The sequence below is a fragment of the Amycolatopsis sp. NPDC041971 genome (assembly GCF_055588925.1).
Genome location: NZ_JBVJCE010000024.1, coordinates 1 through 16,431, shown reverse-complemented (window position 1 = coordinate 16,431; position 16,431 = coordinate 1). Strand labels below are relative to the sequence as shown.

The 16,431-nt window shown below is 69.1% G+C and carries 17 protein-coding genes; 6 read left to right on the top strand and 11 right to left on the bottom strand.

Going from position 1 to position 16,431, the window contains the following annotated elements; genetic code table 11:
• The first annotated feature begins 56 nt into the window (after positions 1-56).
• Complete coding sequence (locus ACZ6DT_RS35515; protein ID WP_465603475.1) at positions 57-494, top strand: VOC family protein; 438 nt, start codon at positions 57-59, stop codon at positions 492-494.
• 4 nt (positions 495-498) lie between these two features.
• Here ACZ6DT_RS35515 and ACZ6DT_RS35510 read toward each other — a convergent pair whose 3' ends face one another.
• Positions 499-2,010, bottom strand: coding sequence for an amidohydrolase family protein (locus ACZ6DT_RS35510; protein WP_465603473.1), 1,512 nt, complete (start codon positions 2,008-2,010; stop codon positions 499-501).
• 134 nt (positions 2,011-2,144) lie between these two features.
• Positions 2,145-3,170 (bottom strand): 6-phosphofructokinase, encoded by a 1,026-nt coding sequence (locus ACZ6DT_RS35505; RefSeq protein ID WP_465603471.1) that lies wholly within the window; start codon positions 3,168-3,170, stop codon positions 2,145-2,147.
• A gap of 284 nt (positions 3,171-3,454) precedes the next feature.
• On the opposite strand from ACZ6DT_RS35505, the gene ACZ6DT_RS35500 reads away from it, so the two are divergent.
• On the top strand, positions 3,455-4,531 hold the full coding sequence (locus tag ACZ6DT_RS35500; RefSeq protein WP_465603470.1) for a 3-deoxy-7-phosphoheptulonate synthase: 1,077 nt from the start codon (positions 3,455-3,457) through the stop codon (positions 4,529-4,531).
• 696 nt (positions 4,532-5,227) lie between these two features.
• Here ACZ6DT_RS35500 and ACZ6DT_RS35495 read toward each other — a convergent pair.
• Both ACZ6DT_RS35495 and ACZ6DT_RS35490 read right to left on the bottom strand, forming a co-directional pair.
• Positions 5,228-5,713 (bottom strand): polyadenylate-specific 3'-exoribonuclease AS, encoded by a 486-nt coding sequence (locus ACZ6DT_RS35495; protein ID WP_034322519.1) that lies wholly within the window; start codon positions 5,711-5,713, stop codon positions 5,228-5,230.
• A gap of 20 nt (positions 5,714-5,733) precedes the next feature.
• Positions 5,734-6,495 (bottom strand): lysophospholipid acyltransferase family protein, encoded by a 762-nt coding sequence (locus tag ACZ6DT_RS35490; RefSeq protein WP_465603468.1) that lies wholly within the window; start codon positions 6,493-6,495, stop codon positions 5,734-5,736.
• A 214-nt stretch (positions 6,496-6,709) separates the two neighbouring features.
• On the opposite strand from ACZ6DT_RS35490, the gene ACZ6DT_RS35485 reads away from it, so the two are divergent.
• The 3 genes from ACZ6DT_RS35485 to ACZ6DT_RS35475 are packed head-to-tail and all read left to right on the top strand — an operon-like array spanning position 6,710 to position 9,143.
• Positions 6,710-7,480: an alpha/beta hydrolase gene (locus ACZ6DT_RS35485; RefSeq protein ID WP_465603466.1), complete on the top strand. Its 771-nt coding sequence runs from the start codon at positions 6,710-6,712 to the stop codon at positions 7,478-7,480.
• The gene (locus tag ACZ6DT_RS35480) at positions 7,477-7,980 is read left to right on the top strand and encodes a hypothetical protein (protein ID WP_465603464.1); all 504 of its coding nucleotides are present in this window, start codon (positions 7,477-7,479) and stop codon (positions 7,978-7,980) included. The genes ACZ6DT_RS35485 and ACZ6DT_RS35480 overlap by 4 nt, the downstream gene beginning before the upstream one ends.
• A 20-nt stretch (positions 7,981-8,000) precedes the next feature.
• Positions 8,001-9,143, top strand: coding sequence for a glutamate--cysteine ligase (locus ACZ6DT_RS35475; RefSeq protein ID WP_465603462.1), 1,143 nt, complete (start codon positions 8,001-8,003; stop codon positions 9,141-9,143).
• Between the two features lie 60 nt (positions 9,144-9,203).
• Here ACZ6DT_RS35475 and ACZ6DT_RS35470 read toward each other — a convergent pair whose 3' ends face one another.
• Genes ACZ6DT_RS35470 through ACZ6DT_RS35440 form a run of 7 tightly spaced genes read right to left on the bottom strand, consistent with a single transcriptional unit; the run spans position 9,204 to position 14,324 of the window.
• Positions 9,204-10,076 carry an NUDIX domain-containing protein gene (locus ACZ6DT_RS35470; RefSeq protein ID WP_465603460.1) on the bottom strand — a complete coding sequence of 291 codons (873 nt, stop codon included), beginning with the start codon at positions 10,074-10,076 and terminating at the stop codon, positions 9,204-9,206.
• A gap of 4 nt (positions 10,077-10,080) precedes the next feature.
• Entirely contained in the window at positions 10,081-11,040 is a 960-nt protein-coding gene (locus ACZ6DT_RS35465; protein WP_465603682.1) for an ROK family protein, read from the bottom strand.
• A 16-nt stretch (positions 11,041-11,056) separates the two neighbouring features.
• Entirely contained in the window at positions 11,057-11,479 is a 423-nt protein-coding gene (locus ACZ6DT_RS35460; protein ID WP_465603458.1) for a hypothetical protein, read from the bottom strand.
• A complete protein-coding gene (locus ACZ6DT_RS35455; RefSeq protein ID WP_465603456.1) occupies positions 11,476-12,618 on the bottom strand; it encodes an ArsA family ATPase in 1,143 nt (380 codons plus the stop codon). Before ACZ6DT_RS35455 ends, ACZ6DT_RS35460 begins: the two co-directional genes overlap by 4 nt.
• Positions 12,619-12,632: 14 nt before the next feature.
• Positions 12,633-13,073, bottom strand: coding sequence for an SRPBCC family protein (locus tag ACZ6DT_RS35450; protein WP_465603454.1), 441 nt, complete (start codon positions 13,071-13,073; stop codon positions 12,633-12,635).
• Between the two features lie 27 nt (positions 13,074-13,100).
• Positions 13,101-13,889, bottom strand: a complete 789-nt coding sequence (locus tag ACZ6DT_RS35445; RefSeq protein WP_465603452.1) for a metallophosphoesterase family protein — start codon at positions 13,887-13,889, stop codon at positions 13,101-13,103.
• 24 nt (positions 13,890-13,913) lie between these two features.
• Positions 13,914-14,324 carry a polyketide cyclase / dehydrase and lipid transport gene (locus ACZ6DT_RS35440; RefSeq protein ID WP_465603451.1) on the bottom strand — a complete coding sequence of 137 codons (411 nt, stop codon included), beginning with the start codon at positions 14,322-14,324 and terminating at the stop codon, positions 13,914-13,916.
• 125 nt (positions 14,325-14,449) lie between these two features.
• Here ACZ6DT_RS35440 and ACZ6DT_RS35435 point away from each other — a divergent pair, with 125 nt between their 5' ends.
• Positions 14,450-16,249 (top strand): AMP-dependent synthetase/ligase, encoded by a 1,800-nt coding sequence (locus tag ACZ6DT_RS35435; RefSeq protein ID WP_465603450.1) that lies wholly within the window; start codon positions 14,450-14,452, stop codon positions 16,247-16,249.
• Positions 16,250-16,431: the final 182 nt, after the last annotated feature.

The following is a 16,431-nucleotide window of genomic DNA, read 5'->3' as shown; positions in this document are numbered from 1 at the left end:
GAACCGTCAGGCGGCGTCGTCCCTGGGGCGGCACACACCACAGCGAGGAGACCACCATGAACATCCGGCAGCTGGCTCACGTCGGCGTCATCGTCAGCGATCTCACCGCCGCCGTCGCGTTCTTCGTCGAGTTCGGCCTCGAACTGGAAGGCGAGATGACGATGGAGAGCGACCTGGCGGACCGCGTCACCGCGGTCAAGCAGGCCAAATCGGAGGTCGCGATGGTGCGCGTCCCCGGTGGCGACGGGCGGCTCGAGCTCATCCAGTACCTCACGCCCGAATCCCACCCCGGCGACTCGCACGCTCCGGCCAACACGCTGGGCCTGCGCCACCTCGCCTTCGAGGTCGACGACATCGAAGGCGTCCTCGACCGGGTGCGGCCCCACGGAGGCACACTCGTGGGCGAGGTCGTGAACTACGAGGACAGCTACCGGCTCTGCTACCTTCGCGGCCCCGGCGGGATCATCATCGAGCTGGCCGAGAAGATCGGCTGACACCTCAGCAGCAACAGCCCCGTCGGGCGAGTGAGCGGATCCGGGGACTCGTCACGGGCCGATTCGCGGCGATTTCGACCGCGGCGAGCATTCGCCCTCGCTCCGCTCTGTCGAGGACGCGGCCGCGGGTGATCACGGTGTCGATCTTCGCGACGTTGCGGATGTCGGCGGCCGGGTTCGCGTCCAGCAGCACGAGATCCGCCTCCTTCCCCACCGTGACCGTGCCCGACGTCCTTTCCCTGCCGAGGAACTTCGCGGCGTCGCCGGTGACGGTCTTCAACGCCCGCACCGGCGGGAGCCCGGCCTCGACCAGGAAGGCGAGCTCCTCGTGCAGTCCGCTGCCGGGGAAGGTGTACGGGTTGAGGCAGTCGGTGCCGCCGATGAGTCCTACGCCCGCTTCGTGCGCCACACCGACCAGCCGCAACGTCTCCTGGTAGTAACGCTCCTGAAGGGCGATCTCCGACGGCGTCTTCGGCGCGAACAGTTCGATGCCCACGGCCCAGTTCTCGCGCATGTCGGCGGGGACGTATTTCAGCCGGGGGTCGTGCTGGTGGGTTTCGGCGGGCTGCGTGACGACCCGGTTGATCTTCAGCGTCGGCGAGTGCCAGGTGCCGTCGCATCGCAGCCTGCCGAAGTAGGCCCGCGCCACGCCGGGGTCGTACGTGGTGACCGAATCGAACTCCAGTCGCCGCGCCAGGTCGAAGAAGGCGCGCGGCGCCGCGGGGTCGTAGGGCGTCGTCTTCAGCCTGGCGAGGATCTCGTCGCGACGGGAAGAGCAGTGGACGGATACCCCGAAGAAATGCTCGAAGCTGTGCTGGCCGAGGTCGCTCGCCTCGAGGTGTGACAGCTTGTACGGCCAGTGCCCGGAGAACCGCAAACCCTGGTGGCGGGCCTCGTCCGCGATCGCTCGCACGGCGTCGGGCCCGAGGTAGGAGTAGATCTTCACGAACTCGGCGCCCGCGGCCTTCTCCGCGCGGACGACGGCCCGTGCCTCGGCCGCGGTCGTCACGTGGAGCACCGGCGGGCCCAGGAGCGTGACCGGCCCGTCGACGATCCCGCTCGCCAGCACGAACCGCGGGCCGAGCAGTTCGCCGCGTTCGATCTTGTCCCTGGTCGCGCGGTTCTCCGCGTACCCCCACATCTCGCGGGCACCCGTGACGCCGTGGACCAGGTGCAGTGGCGGGACGATCTCTTCGAGGTCCGCGCCGTGGGTGTGCATGTCCCACAACCCCGGGATGAGGTACTTGCCGCGGCCGTCGATCACCCGCGCGCCACCGGTTTCGGGGACCTGACCCGAGACGCCGACCCAGGCGATCCGGTCGCCGAGGAGCACGACCGAGACGTCACGCCGCGGCGCCGAACCCGTGCCGTCGATCAGCGTGACCCGATCGATGACGACGATCTCGCCCGTGTCCGCGGCGGCCGTGCCGGGCAGCAGCCCGGCGAGCGCCACCCCGGTCCCGCCGGCGGCCAGCCATCTCAGGAACTCGCGCCTGCTGGATCCCGCTCCCGCCATGAGAACCGCCGCCCTTCCACCCGGATCCCCCAGGTGGCCGATTCAACTCGCCGTGATGGAGGCGCCGCAAGGAAAGCGAAGGCCCCTTACCCGAGCTCAGCACAAAGTAAGGGGCCTTCTCCTCGAAACAGGGCTCAGCCGAAGAAGACCTCGGCCTCTTCGTACCGCTCGGCCGGGACGGTCTTCAGCTCGGCGGTCGCCTCGGAGAGCTTGACGCGGACGATGTCCGTGCCGCGCAGCGCCATCATCACGCCGAAATCACCGTCGGCGACGGCGTCGACGGCGTTGAGACCGAACCGGGTGGCGAGCACGCGGTCGTACGCCGTCGGGGTGCCGCCGCGCTGGACGTGCCCGAGCACGACCGCACGGGACTCCTTGCCGGTGCGGGCGGCGATCTCGTCGGCCAGCCAGGTGCCGATGCCGCCGAGCCGGACGTGCCCGAAGGCGTCCTTCTCACCGGTCAGCAGCTTCTCCTCGCCGCCCTCGGGCAGCGCGCCTTCGGCGACCACGATGATCGGCGCGTACTCCTTCTCGAAGCGGCGCTCGACCCACGAGACGACCTGGTCCACGCTGAAGTGCCGTTCCGGCACCAGGATCACGCTCGCGCCGCCGGCGAGACCGGAGTGCAGCGCGATCCAGCCCGCGTGCCGCCCCATGACCTCGACGACCAGGGCGCGGTGGTGGGACTCGGCCGTGGTGTGCAGCCGGTCGATGGCCTCGGTGGCGATCGAGACGGCCGTGTCGAAGCCGAACGTGTAGTCGGTGGCGCCGAGGTCGTTGTCGATCGTCTTGGGCACCCCGACGACGCCGACACCGTCGTCCGTGAGCCGCTTCGCGACGCCGAGGGTGTCTTCGCCGCCGATCGCGATCAGCGCGTCGACCTGCTGCTCGGCGAGCACGGCCTTGATCTTGTCGACACCGCCCTCGACCTTGTACGGGTTGGTCCGCGACGAACGCAGGATCGTGCCGCCGCGGGTCAGGATGTCCTCGACGTCGTTCAGGCCGAGCGGGCGGCTGTCCCCGCTGAGGGGACCGTTCCAGCCGTTGCGGAACCCGACGATGTCCCAGCCGTGCACCTCGATGCCCTTGCGCACCACAGCGCGGATCACCGCGTTGAGCCCCGGGCAGTCGCCACCGCCGGTCAGCACACCGACACGCATGAGAAGCCTCCGTCTTGTGTTCCATAGAGATGACAGTCACATGTCCCGCCGCCAGCGTAGCGGGGGTTCTCTGGATCGGTGCAGGGCGGACCACCTCGGGAATCGGTCCACGTCCGCGCTGTGCTAGCTTGGCCTCGTGCAGCGCTATTTCTGGTTTACGAAGCCGGCCCCGGGTGGGCACGGCGGCGTGAACCTGCGCTGAGCTTTCCACCCCGAGCCGGAATCACACCGGCTCGGCGAGTTTCCGCGGGTCGGTATCCCTTTCGAAAGGAACCAGACCCGCGATGTCTCCCTCCGCTGACACCCTGATCGCCCTCGACGGGCACCGCACGGCGGCCATCGATCCGCTGCTGTCGCCCGCGATGCTGCGGCACGAACATCCGATGACGGCGGAAATCGCCGATACCGTCCTAGCCGGGCGGGCCTCGGCCGTCGACATCCTCGACGGCCGGGACGACCGGCTCCTCGTCATCGTCGGGCCCTGCTCGGTGCACGACACGGACGCCGCGCTCGACTACGCCCGCCGCCTCGCCGCCAAGGCCGAAGCACACCGCCGCGACCTGCACATCGTCATGCGCGTCTACTTCGAGAAGCCGCGGACCACGCTCGGCTGGAAGGGTCTGATCAACGACCCCGGCCTCGACGGCACCTACGAGGTCAACCACGGTCTCCGGATGGCACGCAAACTGCTGCTCGACATCTCGGCACTCGGGCTGCCGGTCGGCTGTGAATTCCTCGACCCGATCACCCCGCAGTTCATCTCCGACACCGTGACCTGGGGTTCCATCGGCGCGCGGACCGCGGCGAGCCAGGTACACCGGCAGCTGTGCAGTGCGCTGTCGATGCCGGTGGGGATCAAGAACTCGACCGAGGGCGACGTCCAGGTCGCCGTCGACGCCACCCGCGCGGCCGGCGCGAGCCACGTGTTCGCCGGGATCAACCCCGACGGGCTCGCCGCGCTGATCACCACCGCGGGCAACGAGGACTGTCACGTGATCCTGCGCGGCAGCTCCGCCGGCCCGAATCACGACCCCGCGACGGTGGCGGACACGCTGGCGCGGCTGGCGAAGTCGGGGCTGCCGGAACGCGTGATCATCGACGCGAGCCACGGCAACAGCGCGAAGGACCACGTGCGCCAGGCTTCGGTAATCCGTGAACTCGCCGGGCGGATCGGGGCCGGTGAACGCGGCATCGCGGGGCTGATGCTGGAGAGCTTCCTGGTGGCGGGACGACAGGACCTGACGCTGGGCTCGGCTTCGTCGCTGACCTACGGGCAGTCGATCACGGACGCCTGCCTCGGCTGGGAGACGACGGCGGAACTGCTGGACACGCTCGCGGAAGCGGTGGACTCGCGCCGCTGAGGGCCCGGCGGCGTGCAAGGAACGGTCCTTTCCTGGCAAATTTCGCAAGTAAAGGACCGTTCCTTGCATGGCGCGTGGGGTGGCCGGGGTTGGGGGCCGCGTTTGTGCCGTGAAGGGAGTTTTCGCCGCATGGCACGCGGGGAAGGAGGCCTTCACGGACTCTGGACCGGGAGGCCGTGAAGGCCTCCTTGAGGGACTCTGGGTCCCTCAAGGAGGCCTTCACGGCCGGAACCGTCATCTCCAGCCTCAGTCCGACTACATGAAACTCCCCTTCATTGCACTAGACGCCAGGGTCCCGGCAAAGTCGCATAGCCGCTGGTCGGTGGCACTTTTGGTGATTCGAACCGGACTCCCGACGGGGGCGGATGACAGGGTGTCCTGAGCGTCAAGTGTCCACAAAGGACACTATCCGGCCGCTGGAAGTCCATTTGATGCGTTTATGTACGTTTTTCGCCTGGGGTCGTGAGTGCTAAGTGGGCTAGAACCCTTTTTTCACTCACGGCCCGGTCGAAAAACGCCCAAATCGGGCACTCTCGTCCCGAAGATGACTATGTGGACAGTCGAGAAAGATGTCAGGCGACTGTGACGAGCCCACCTCTGTCCCCGCGACACCCCACTTGACCAGCGGCTATGCGGCTTGCCGGGGCCTGGCGCTAGACGCAGTGAAGGAGGCCTTCATGTACTTCAGGCAAGGGCCTACCGGTGCCAGTAGGATTCGATGATCTGCCACCGCTGGTAGTTGTGCCGCGCGTCGGCCAGCGCGTCGTGCTGGTCGTCCGGGGCGGCGGGCAGCTTCGGCTTGCCCGCGTCCTCCCAGCGTTGCCGCAGGTCACGCGTGAAGCGCGGCAGCTGGCGCGGCAGCGCGGGCATCGGCCCCCACAGTTGCGCCAGCGCGACGTGGTCGTAGGCGGCGAACCAGGCCCACAACTCGATACCGCCGGGCGGCTTGCCGAAGAACTCGAGCAGGTCCGTGCGGATCTTTTCGCGGCTGCGCCACGCCGGGTCGGCGGGCGACGGGAGTTTGGGGAGCACGTGGTCGCGGACCCAGGGGCCCGCCTTGCCGGGATCGAAATCGGTCGAGACCGCGTAGAACTCGCGGCCTCTTTCGTCCACGACACCGATCGACACCAGATCGATGGTCACGCCGTCCTCAATGAATTCGGTGTCGTAGAAAAAGCGCACCGGAGAACCCTAGTGGGGCCTCAGCCGACCTTGGTGTCCGGGATACGGGCGACGTCCTTGGCGGAGGGCTGCGCGGGCACCTTCGGGCGGATTCCCGCCTCCTCGGCGGCGAGCAGTTCCTTCGCCTTGGCGGCGTAGATGTCGACGTACTCCTGGCCGGAGAGCTCCATGAGGGCGTACATGATCTCGTCGGTGATGGACCGCTCGATGAACCTGTCACCGGCGAGGCCTTCGTAGCGCGAGAAGTCGAGCGGCTTGCCGAAGCGGACCTCGAGGCGGCGCGGCCACCACATCTTCGAGCCGATCGGGTTCACCTTGTCGGTGCCGATCATGGCCACCGGGACCACGACGCCGCCGGACTCGAGCGCGATCCGCGCGACGCCGGTCTTGCCCTTGTACAGGCGGCCGTCCGGGGAGCGGGTGCCTTCGGGGTAGATGCCGAGAAGGTGCCCCTCGCGGACCAGCCGGGTCGCGGTGTCGAGCGCGGCCTGCGCCGCGTTGCCGCCGGAGCGGTCGATCGGGAACTGGCCGACGCCGGTGAAGAACCACTTCTTCAGCAGGCCCTTGAAGCCCTTTTCGGTGAAATACTCCGATTTGGCCGGGAAGGTCACCTTGCGCTTGACGCGCAGCGGCATGAAGAAGGAGTCGGCCACCGCGAGGTGGTTGCCCGCGAGGATCGCGCCACCGTCGTCGGGGATGTTCTCCGCGCCGACGACTTTGGTGGGCCACAGCGCCTTGAGCAGTGGCCCGATAAACACGTGTTTCATGAGCCAGTACAGCACTGCGAAAACGCCTCCTAGCAGCTCAACCCCCGCCCCCGATGGCCAAGACTACGAATCGAGCACCCCGGGCACAACGCCGTCCACCCGGTTACCCGTACCCAGCGACGGATCTCACACCCCTTCCGGCCTGATCCCGCCGGTGGTAGGGGGCCCACAAGCCGCTCCGGTCGTGCGAACATAGTAGACCTACCCAGCTCTCACGGAAGGCGATCGCATGGCCGTCCTCGCCGGCGCGGAACCGTTCGCTCACACCGGTTCGACCGAAGCAGGGTTCCTGCTGTGCCACGGGTTCACCGGCACCCCCGCGAGTATGCGGCCCTGGGGCGACCATCTGGCCGAGGCCGGTTACACGGTGCGCTGCCCGCTGCTTCCCGGGCACGGGACCCAGTGGCAGGACATGAACCGGACAGGCTGGGAGGACTGGTACGGCGCGGTCCGCGAAGAGCTGCTGGCGCTCTTCTCGACCTGCGACACGGTCTTCGTCGCCGGGATGTCGATGGGCGGGACACTGACGCTGCGGCTGGCCGAGGAGTTCGGCGACCGGATCGCCGGCATCGTGCTGGTGAACCCGTCGGTGCTGACGCTGCGGTGGGACGCCAAACTGCTGCCCGTCCTGTCGCGGATCCTGCCTTCGGTGCCGGGCGTGGCCAACGACATCGCGAAGCCGGGCGAGACGGAGCTGGCCTACTCGCGGACGCCCGTGCGCGCCGCGGCGAGCCTGGCGAAGCTGTGGAAGCTCACCCGCGCGGATCTGCGCGAGGTGACCCAGCCCGTGCTCCTGCTCCACTCGGCCGTCGACCACATCGTGGAGCCGGTCAACTCCCAGGTGATCCTCGAAGGGATCGCCAGCGACGACGTCACGGAGGTGGTGCTGGAGAACAGCTTCCACGTCGCCACGCAAGACCACGACGCGGCCCTGATCTTCACGCGTACGGTGGACTTCGCCCGGTCCGTGCGCCGGGCGGGACAGGTGGACGCCGGATGAACAGAGGCAAGGACGGGCCGGAGGACGTCGACGCGACGTTCGCCGAGATCGTGGCCGACCTCCGTGCGGAGGGCGTCGGGCTGTTCCCGAAAGACGACCTGGAGAAATCGGCCGGGAAGACGGCGGATAAGCCCGCCGAGAAGACACCCCGGCCCGAGCAGTCGGACGCCGAGCCCGAAGCGGGCTGGCGAGGCGGCGGCACCAGCTGGGACAAGACCCTCTTCGAGGACGATCCCGCCGGGCCGGGCGAAGACGAGGGTCACTTCGTGCCGCCCGAGCCGCCTCCCCTGCCACGTCCGCGCAAGGGCGCGTTCATCGTGCTGCTCTTCTTCGTGCTCGGCCTGCTGCTCCTGATCGCGCCCACGCTGATCGGCATGGGCACGCGGCTCGGCACACCGCTCGGCATCCTCGCCCTCGCGACCGCGATCGCCCTGCTCCTGCTGCGGGTTCGCCAGGGGCCGCCGCCCGGCGCGGATCCCCACAACGGCGCCCAGGTCTGAACTGCCGGACAATTCCGATCATGAAGATCGACTTCACTCCCTCGCGCCGGTCGACGGTCGGCGCGGAATGGGAGCTCGCCCTCGTCGACCGGCGGACCGGTGAACTGTCGTCGGTCGCGGAGCAGGTGCTCGACGCCGTCCGGCCCGACGGCGAGGAGGAGCACCCGAAGATCAAGCAGGAGCTGCTGCTCAACACCATCGAGGTGATCAGCGGGATCTGCGACACGATCGCCGAGGTCAAGGCGGATCTGAGCGAGTCGCTGGACGTCGTGCATTCGGTCCTCGACCCGCTGGGCGTCGAGCTGTTCTCGGCCGGGTCGCATCCGTTCTCGACGTGGTACCAGCAGAAGGTCACCGACAAGGAGCGCTACGCCAAGCTCATCGACCGCACCCAGTGGTGGGGGCGGCAGATGCTGATCTACGGCGTCCACGTGCACGTCGGCGTCGACCATCGCGAGAAGGCCCTGCCGATCCTGGACGCGCTGCTCAACTATGCGCCGCATCTCCAAGCGCTTTCGGCGTCTTCGCCGTACTGGGGCGCGGAGGACACCGGCTACGCGTCGAACCGCGCGCTGATGTTCCAGCAGCTGCCGACGGCCGGGCTGCCGTTCCAGTTCCGGAAGTGGACCGAGCTGGAGAGCTACGTCGACGACATGTTCACCACGGGCGTGATCGACCACTTCTCCGAGATCCGCTGGGACGTCCGGCCCGCCCCGCATTTCGGGACGATCGAGATGCGCGTGTGCGACGGATTGCCGACGCTGGAAGAAGTCGGCGCGATCGCGGCGCTGACGCAGTGTCTCGTGGACGATTTCAATTCCCGGCTCGAGGACGGCGAGATCCTGCCGACGCTGCCGCCTTGGCACGTCCAGGAGAACAAGTGGCGCGCGGCGCGCTACGGCGTCGACGCGATCGTCATCCTCGACGCGGCGGGCAACGAGCGGCCCGTCACCGACGACACCTACGACCTGCTGAACCGGCTCGAGCCGGTGGCCCGGCGCCTGGACTGCGCCGACGAACTGCGGTCGGTGGAGACGATCCTCGCCTACGGGCCCAGCTACCTGCGTCAGCGCGCGGTGGCGAAGCAGTACAACGGCAGCCTTCGCGCCGTCGTCGCTTCGCTCATCGCGGAAATGCGGGACGGGAGGATCGCGCGCCCCTGACCCTCCGCATTTCGTCCTCTGAATGCGGTCCTTGCGCGTGCAACTACCGCATTCAGAGGACTAAATGCGGGAGTCGAGGTGCGTCAGGAGGGTGCTCGGGCCGAAGGTCGAAGCGCCCAGGGCCTCGACCCGGGAACGCAGCTCGCGATCGGCGGTCACCACGACGACGTGGTCGTCCGGACCGGCGGCGCGGGCCTTCCGCGCGACGGCCACGATCTTGTCGTCGCCTTCGCCCTCGGCCTCGACGACCTCGACGCCGGGCACGGCCGCGACTCCCCGCGCCTTCCCCTCGACCACCAGCACGACCCTCGGCCACCACGACCATTCGCCGCCGCCGGGGAGCGCCGGATCGGCGAGCCCGGTTTCGGCCAGGCTCGCGAGCTTGTCCCGCAATCGTTCCGCGGCGCCACGCCGGTCGCGCCACCAGCCGTCCGGCCGCGACCCGACGACGTTCGCGCCGTCGACCACCAGTACCAGTTCGCGATCCAAGTGTTCCTTCAATCCCGGCCACGCCACCGCGAAATCGCGGTGCAGCCGGAAGTCCGCGACCTCGCCCGCCCGGACCCACCGCAGTTCCGCGCTCTCCGCGTTCTTCACCCTGGCCGAAAGCGTGCCGATCGGCGCGGCGAGGATGGTGGTGTAGCGCCAGTTCCCGTGGTCGACGTGCGACGCCGCCAGCGCGCGGACGCCGGACGGCGGGATGTCGGCCTCTTCATGCGCCTCGCGAGTGGCCGCCTCGCGCGCGCTCTCCCCCGCCTCGAGAGCGCCCCCGGGCAGCGCCCACGTACGCCCGTGATGCACCCACCAGGCGCGGCGTTGCAGCAGGACCCCGCGCGCGGGATCGGACAGCAGTAACCCGGCGGCGCCGTTCAAACCCCAGTGGAGATGCCCGAAGTCGCATTTCACGAAGCCGTTGCCGTCTTGCCGGGTCACGGCTTCAGCCTGTCACACCGACTTCGGCGCCGGGAGCCTTCGCCGCGCCGACGGCGAGTGCCGCCGCGCCGACGATCGTGCTGTCGTCCCCGTGATGCGCGGTGCGGATCCGGGCCAGCGGCCGGTGCCCGGCACCGGTGATCTTGCCCGCGTACTGCTCCCGAGCCTCGTCGAGGAACAGCGGCGCCGATTCGGACACCCCGCCACCGATCACGATGATCTCCGGGTCGAAGACGTCGGCGACCAGGGCCAGCCCCTCGGCGAGCCACTTGCCCAGCTCGGTCATCGCGCGCTGGGCGATCGGGTCGCCGTCACGAGCGGCGCCGGCGACCCGGCGCCCGGTGACCGAACCGGGGTCTCCCCTGGTCTCCCGCGCCAGCACGGTCGACCGGCCGGGGTGCCGGGCGAGCAGTTCCACCGCGGTCGCGGCCAGCGCGGTCCCGCTGCAGTACCGCTCCCAGCAGCCGTACTTACCGCACGGGCAGGGCCGCCCGCCGGGAACGACCGTGAGATGTCCGAGTTCGGGGGCGACGCCGTACGCGCCCCGGTAGATCTTGCCGTCGAGCAGCAGGCCCGCGCCGATCCCGGTACCGAGCGCGATCAGCGCGGCCACCTGGGCGCCGCGGGCGGCCCCGAAGCGGTACTCGCCGATCGCCGCGGCGTTCACGTCGTGTTCCAAGGTCACCGGCAGGCCGACGCGTTTCTCGATCCGTTCGGCGACCGGCGCGGCACGCCAGGACAGATGCGGTGCGAACATCACCGTCCGCCGGTCCTTGGCGACGAACCCGGCGACCGCGAGCCCGACACCGGAGACGTCGTGCCGGTCGCGAAGGTCTTCGATCACGCCGGTGATGGCGTCTTCGAGCGCGTCCTCCCCGCCGGGCGTGCCGACCCTGGCGGTGTCCATCAGCGAGCCGTGCTCGTCCACCACGCCGGCGCGCACACTCGTGCCCCCGACGTCCACCCCTACCGTCAGCAACTCAGTTCTCCCGGTCCGGCTGCCAAGCGTCGCGCCTGGTCACCGTGATGTGCTGGACCCGCGAAGCTCCCACCGGCGCATCTTCCCGCGCGGGCTCCTTCCGCGCAGGCTGGAACCCCGGCATGTGCACCCCGCCCTCGGGCTCCCAGCGGTCGGCGAGCACCGCCCGCAGCAGCGCGACGAGCTGCGCGGCCTGCTCCATCAGCCGGGCCACGCACTCGGGCCGCTCCCCGCGGAAAACGCCGACGACCGCGCAGAGCGGGCACCAGCCGCCGTCGGTGTCGTGTTCCGAGCAGCCGTGCCCGGCGGAGATCAAGTCCTCCAGCCACGGCGCCGCGTGCTCGACGACGAGTTCGACCAGCAGCCGGATCTCTTCGGCCAGGTCGAGGCCGTCGGCCTCCGCGTGTTCGCTGTACTCGCTCACCCGGGTCCCCGGTTCCCTGCCAGGCTCACGACCAGGCCGTGCGCGTCGGATTCCGCACCGGTGATCCGGCACGGGCGCAACATCTCCGGCAGCGCGATCAGCCGACGGAAACCGTCCACGGTGACGGCGAGGTCATTGTCCACTCTGGCCAGATCCACTTCGGAGTCAAGGTGCAGCGGCACCGCGATCCGCAGCCGATAGCCACCGTCCGATTCGGACACCCGCAGCAGCGGGGTCACCCCTTTTTCGGTGGCCGCCAAGGGATCCAGTCCCTGATAAAGCTCGTACGCGATTTCCCGCAACGCCTCGATCCCGACCGGCTCGACGGCGCGGTGCTCGACGGGCTTCACCTCTTCGGGTCCGAATCCGGCGTCGGCGAGTTCAGCGAGGACCGCGTTCTGCTGGGTGCGGCGGGTCCGCATCCACGAGGCCGCGGCGCCGCGCCAGAACCCGGGCGCGGGCATCAGCCGGTTGACGATCAGGCCGTCGACCATAATCCCGCGCAGGGCCAGGGAACTCAGGGTGCGGCGGGCTTCCGCGACGACCACGCGTTCCGGCGTCAGCACGAGCCGCACGGTGGTGGTGGCCGGGTCGGTGAGCAGCGTGCGCAGCGACTCCAGATGCGCGCCGAGCCGCCGCACCGCGGCCGCCGTCCGCCGGGCGCCCGGTTTGAACATCCTCGACAGATAGCCGGAGACGGCTTCGGGCAAAGCCAGCAGGCGCAACGTTTCCGCGGTCGGTCCACAGTCGACGACGACCGTCTCCCACGGACCGTGTTCGGCGAGGCGCTGGACCTCGGTGAGCGCGAGGAGCTCGTCCACACCGGGCACCACGGTGAGTTCTTCGGCGTCGAGCGAATCGAGGCCCGCGCCCGCGAGCGCGATCCGCAACTCCTGCCGGAGGTCGCGCCAGGTGCTGTCGACCAGGCCGCGGGTGTCGATCTGGGCGGCGTGGAGCAGGGTGTCCATTTCGGACGGTTCGCCGCCGAGCGCGCGGCCGAAGGCGTCACCGAGGGAATGGGCCGGGTCGGTCGAGACCACGAGCGTCTTCCTGCCCCGCCCGGCCAGTGCCGCCGCCGTCGCCGCCGCCAGCGTGGTCTTGCCGACACCCCCCTTGCCGGTGAACAGCAGGATCCGCATGCCTACCCTTCGACTCAGGATGCTTCAGCGCGCTTTTTGAGCTCCTTGAGCGCGGTGTCCATGACCATCTTCTCGGCCTTGCGGCGCAGCAGCCCGATCATCGGCAGCGCCAGCTCGACGGACAGCGTATACGTGACCTTGGTGCGGCCGGTGCCCAGCGCTTCGAGGGCGTAGCGGCCGTTCTGGGCCTTCTGCATCTGGCCCTTGACCAGGTGCCAGCTGACCCCGTGGCCGTCGGCGTCCCAGTCGTACTCGAGGGTGTAGACGTCCTTGATCGGCCCGGCGTCGAGGGTGAGTTTCACCTGTTTGGCGCGGCCGTCGTCATCCTCGCCGAGCACCTCGGTCTCCCGGACGGCCTTGGCCCATTCCGGGTACGCGGGGAAGTCGGCGATGACGGCCATCACCCGCGCGGGCTCGGCGTCGACCTCGATGGACTGCGTGGACTGCTCGGCCATGGTCCAAACTGTAGCCGCAGCCGAGGGTCACCAGCGCAGCACGTACGGCTGTGCCGTCTCTTTGAAGTGACCGACGTTACGGCATTCGGTCCTGCCGAGCCTCGTCCGCGGGGTCAGCGGCTGGTGGACGTGCCCGAAGACCGACCAGCGCGGCCGCTGCTCGCGGATGAGGTCCACCAGCGCCGCCGACCCGATCTCGGACCGCCGCGCGATCACGTCGTAGGTCAGTTCCGGGATGGCGGGCGGGATGTGAGTGCACAGGACGTCGACGTTCTCCAGCGCCCCGACAGCGACTTCGTACTCCTCGCGGGTGCGCAGGTACGGCCGCCAGAACCCGTTGCGGCGCGGGACCACGCTCGGCGGGAGGAGCGCGCCGCCGACGAAGCCGAAGCGCAGGCCGCCGAACTCGGCGACCTCGCCGTCGAGGACGGTGATGCCGTCGCCGGCGAACTCGGGCCACAGCGACGGGTCGTCGACGTTGCCGGGGGTCGCGAACGTCGGCGCGGTCAAAGCGCCGAACAGGACGGCGTACTGGTCCTGGATCGCCTCACCGACCGCGGCGGCGGGATCGGCCAACGTGGCCCACAATGATCGCGAGAAGGCAACGGTCTCATCACGAGTGCCTTCCCGCCGCAGCCGCGCGAACTCGCCGACCTTCTCGGCGCCGAACAGCGCGCCCATGATGCCCTTGTCGTGTTCGCGGTAGTCGACGAAGTCGAGCAGGTCGCCCAGCACGATCAGCGCGTCGGCGCCGTCGCCGGCGCGTTTGAGCGCGTCGGCGTTGCCGTGCACGTCCGACACCACGTGAACCCGCATGCTCTCCCCTGTGCTCCTCGGTGCCTATTCGGCGCGTGGCCCTACCCCGGGCTCGCGTCCGTCCTCGAGGACCACTTTGAGCCCGAGCGCGATCGCCTTGGCCGCACGGGCCCTGCGGTCGAACTCCCGCCGCAGGTCCCGGGCCTGGAGCACACGAGGCTCCCCGTCCGGACCGGCGGGAGTGGCGCGCAGGAAGTAGTGCAGCAAAGTGCCGTCGAGCACCGGCTCGAGCCAGACCTCCATGGTACCGACCAAGGCACCGCGCACGGTCCAGCGCAATCCTTCGTCGCCGCGGTCGGTGTAGACCTCGAGAACGAGGTCCGGCCAGTAACGTGACCAAGATCGCGGATCGGCGAAGGCGGCGGCCACTGTGGACGGCGGGACCACGAGGAAGGTCTCGTCAACGATGTCGAGAGCTGGCGGAGCCTGGTTCACAGCGGCAGAATGTCATGCCCTGGGTATGGCCGATTCGTCAGCATGGTCTTAAGGTGCACGGCACGCTAAGTTGACTGGCGGGTAACACCGGTCACACCACTTGCACGCGAACACGGAGGTTCCTCGTGCGCGAATACAGCGCCCCCGCCGCCAATCCGGTGACCGACGACGAGAATCTCGCCGACGTCGTCTGGGCGAACGCGGAGCGGTTCTCCGATGTCGTGAGTTTCCGCCGCCAGGTCGACGGTACCTGGCTGGACATCACCGCCAAAGACTTCGCCGCCCAGGTTCTGGCCGTGGCCAAGGGAATGGCCCAGGCCGGCATCGCACCGGGGGATCGGGTCGGGCTCATGTCCAAGACCCGCTACGAATGGACCCTGATCGACTTCGCGATCTGGGCCGCCGGCGCGGTCACCGTCCCGATCTACGACACCTCTTCGGCCGAGCAGGTCCACTGGATCCTCTCGGACTCGGCGGCGAAGGCCGTGTTCGTCGAGACCGACGAGCACCTCGCGACGCTCGAATCCGTCAAGGGACGCCTCGGCACGCTCGAGCACACCTGGCAGTTCGAGGCCGAGGACAAGCCCGCGGTCGACCACCTCACCGCACAGGGCGCCGAGCTCAGCGACGACGACCTGCACGAGCGCCGCCGCACCGTGAAGGCGGGCGACCTGGCCACGATCGTGTACACCTCGGGCACGACCGGCCGCCCCAAAGGCGTCGAGCTGACCCACCGGAACCTCCTCGCCGAGATCCGCGCCGACATCGCCGCGTTCCCGCAGCTGATGGAGCAGGGCAACTCGCTGCTGGTGTTCCTACCGCTCGCGCACGTCCTCGCCCGCGCCATCGCGGTGACCGCGCTCAGCGCGCGAGTGACCCTCGGGCACACCTCGGACGTCAAGAACCTCGTCGCCGACCTCGGCACCTTCCGGCCGACGTTCGTCGTGGCCGTGCCGCGCGTGTTCGAGAAGGTCTACAACGGCGCGAAGCAGAAGGCGCACGGTGACGGCAAGGGCAAGATCTTCGACGCCGCCGAGGCCACCGCCGTCGCCTACAGCCAGGCCCAGGACACCGGCGGCGCCGGACTGGGCCTCAAGATCAAGCACGCGCTGTTCGACAAGCTCGTCTTCAGCAAGCTGCGCGCGGCCCTCGGCGGCCGGTGCGTCGCCGCGGTGTCCGGCGGTGCCCCGCTCGGCGTGCGGCTGGCGCATTTCTTCCGCGGCATCGGCGTCCCGGTGTTCGAGGGCTACGGCCTGACCGAGACGTCCGCCGCGGCGTGCGTCGGCACCCAGGACGGCTTCCGCGTCGGCACCGTGGGCCGCCCGGTCGCCGGCACCTCGGTCCGGATCGCCGAAGACGGCGAGATCCTGCTGAAGGGCGACGTCGTGTTCGGCGGCTACTTCAACAACGCCCAAGCGACCGCCGAAGCGCTCGAAGACGGCTGGTTCCACACCGGCGACATCGGTGAGCTGGACCGCGACGGGTTCCTCAAGATCACCGGGCGCAAGAAGGAGATCATCGTCACCGCGGGCGGCAAGAACGTCGCCCCGTCCGGGCTCGAGGACACCATCAAGTCCAGCCCGCTGATCAGCCAGGCGATGGTGGTCGGCGACCAGCGGCCGTACATCGGCGCGCTGATCACCATCGACGAGGAGTACTTCCCGTCGTGGAAGTCGCAGCACGGCAAACCCGCCGACGCCACGGTGTCCGACCTGACCGACGACGCCGAACTGCGCGCCGAGGTCCAGCAGGCCGTGGATCAGGCCAACAGCGCGGTGTCGCAGGCCGAGGCGATCAAGAGGTTCACGATCCTCTCGAAGGACTTCACCGAGGCCGGCGGTGAGATCACGCCGAGCTTGAAGCTGAAGCGCAACATCGTGAACAAGAACTACGCGACCGACATCGAAGCGCTGTACAAGAAGTAGCTCTTCGCGCGTGAAGCCCCCTTCCTGCGCCTAGGTACAGGAAGGGGGCGTTCATGTCCCTAGGGAAGCCGCCCCCTGAGGCACGTTGCGAAAGCCACAGTGATGATGTGTGTGGACGGAGACTTGGCGGGGTCTGGCTCGGAAAGCCACTGACGCCCTGGTTGGGGTTGTCTTGCGAAAGA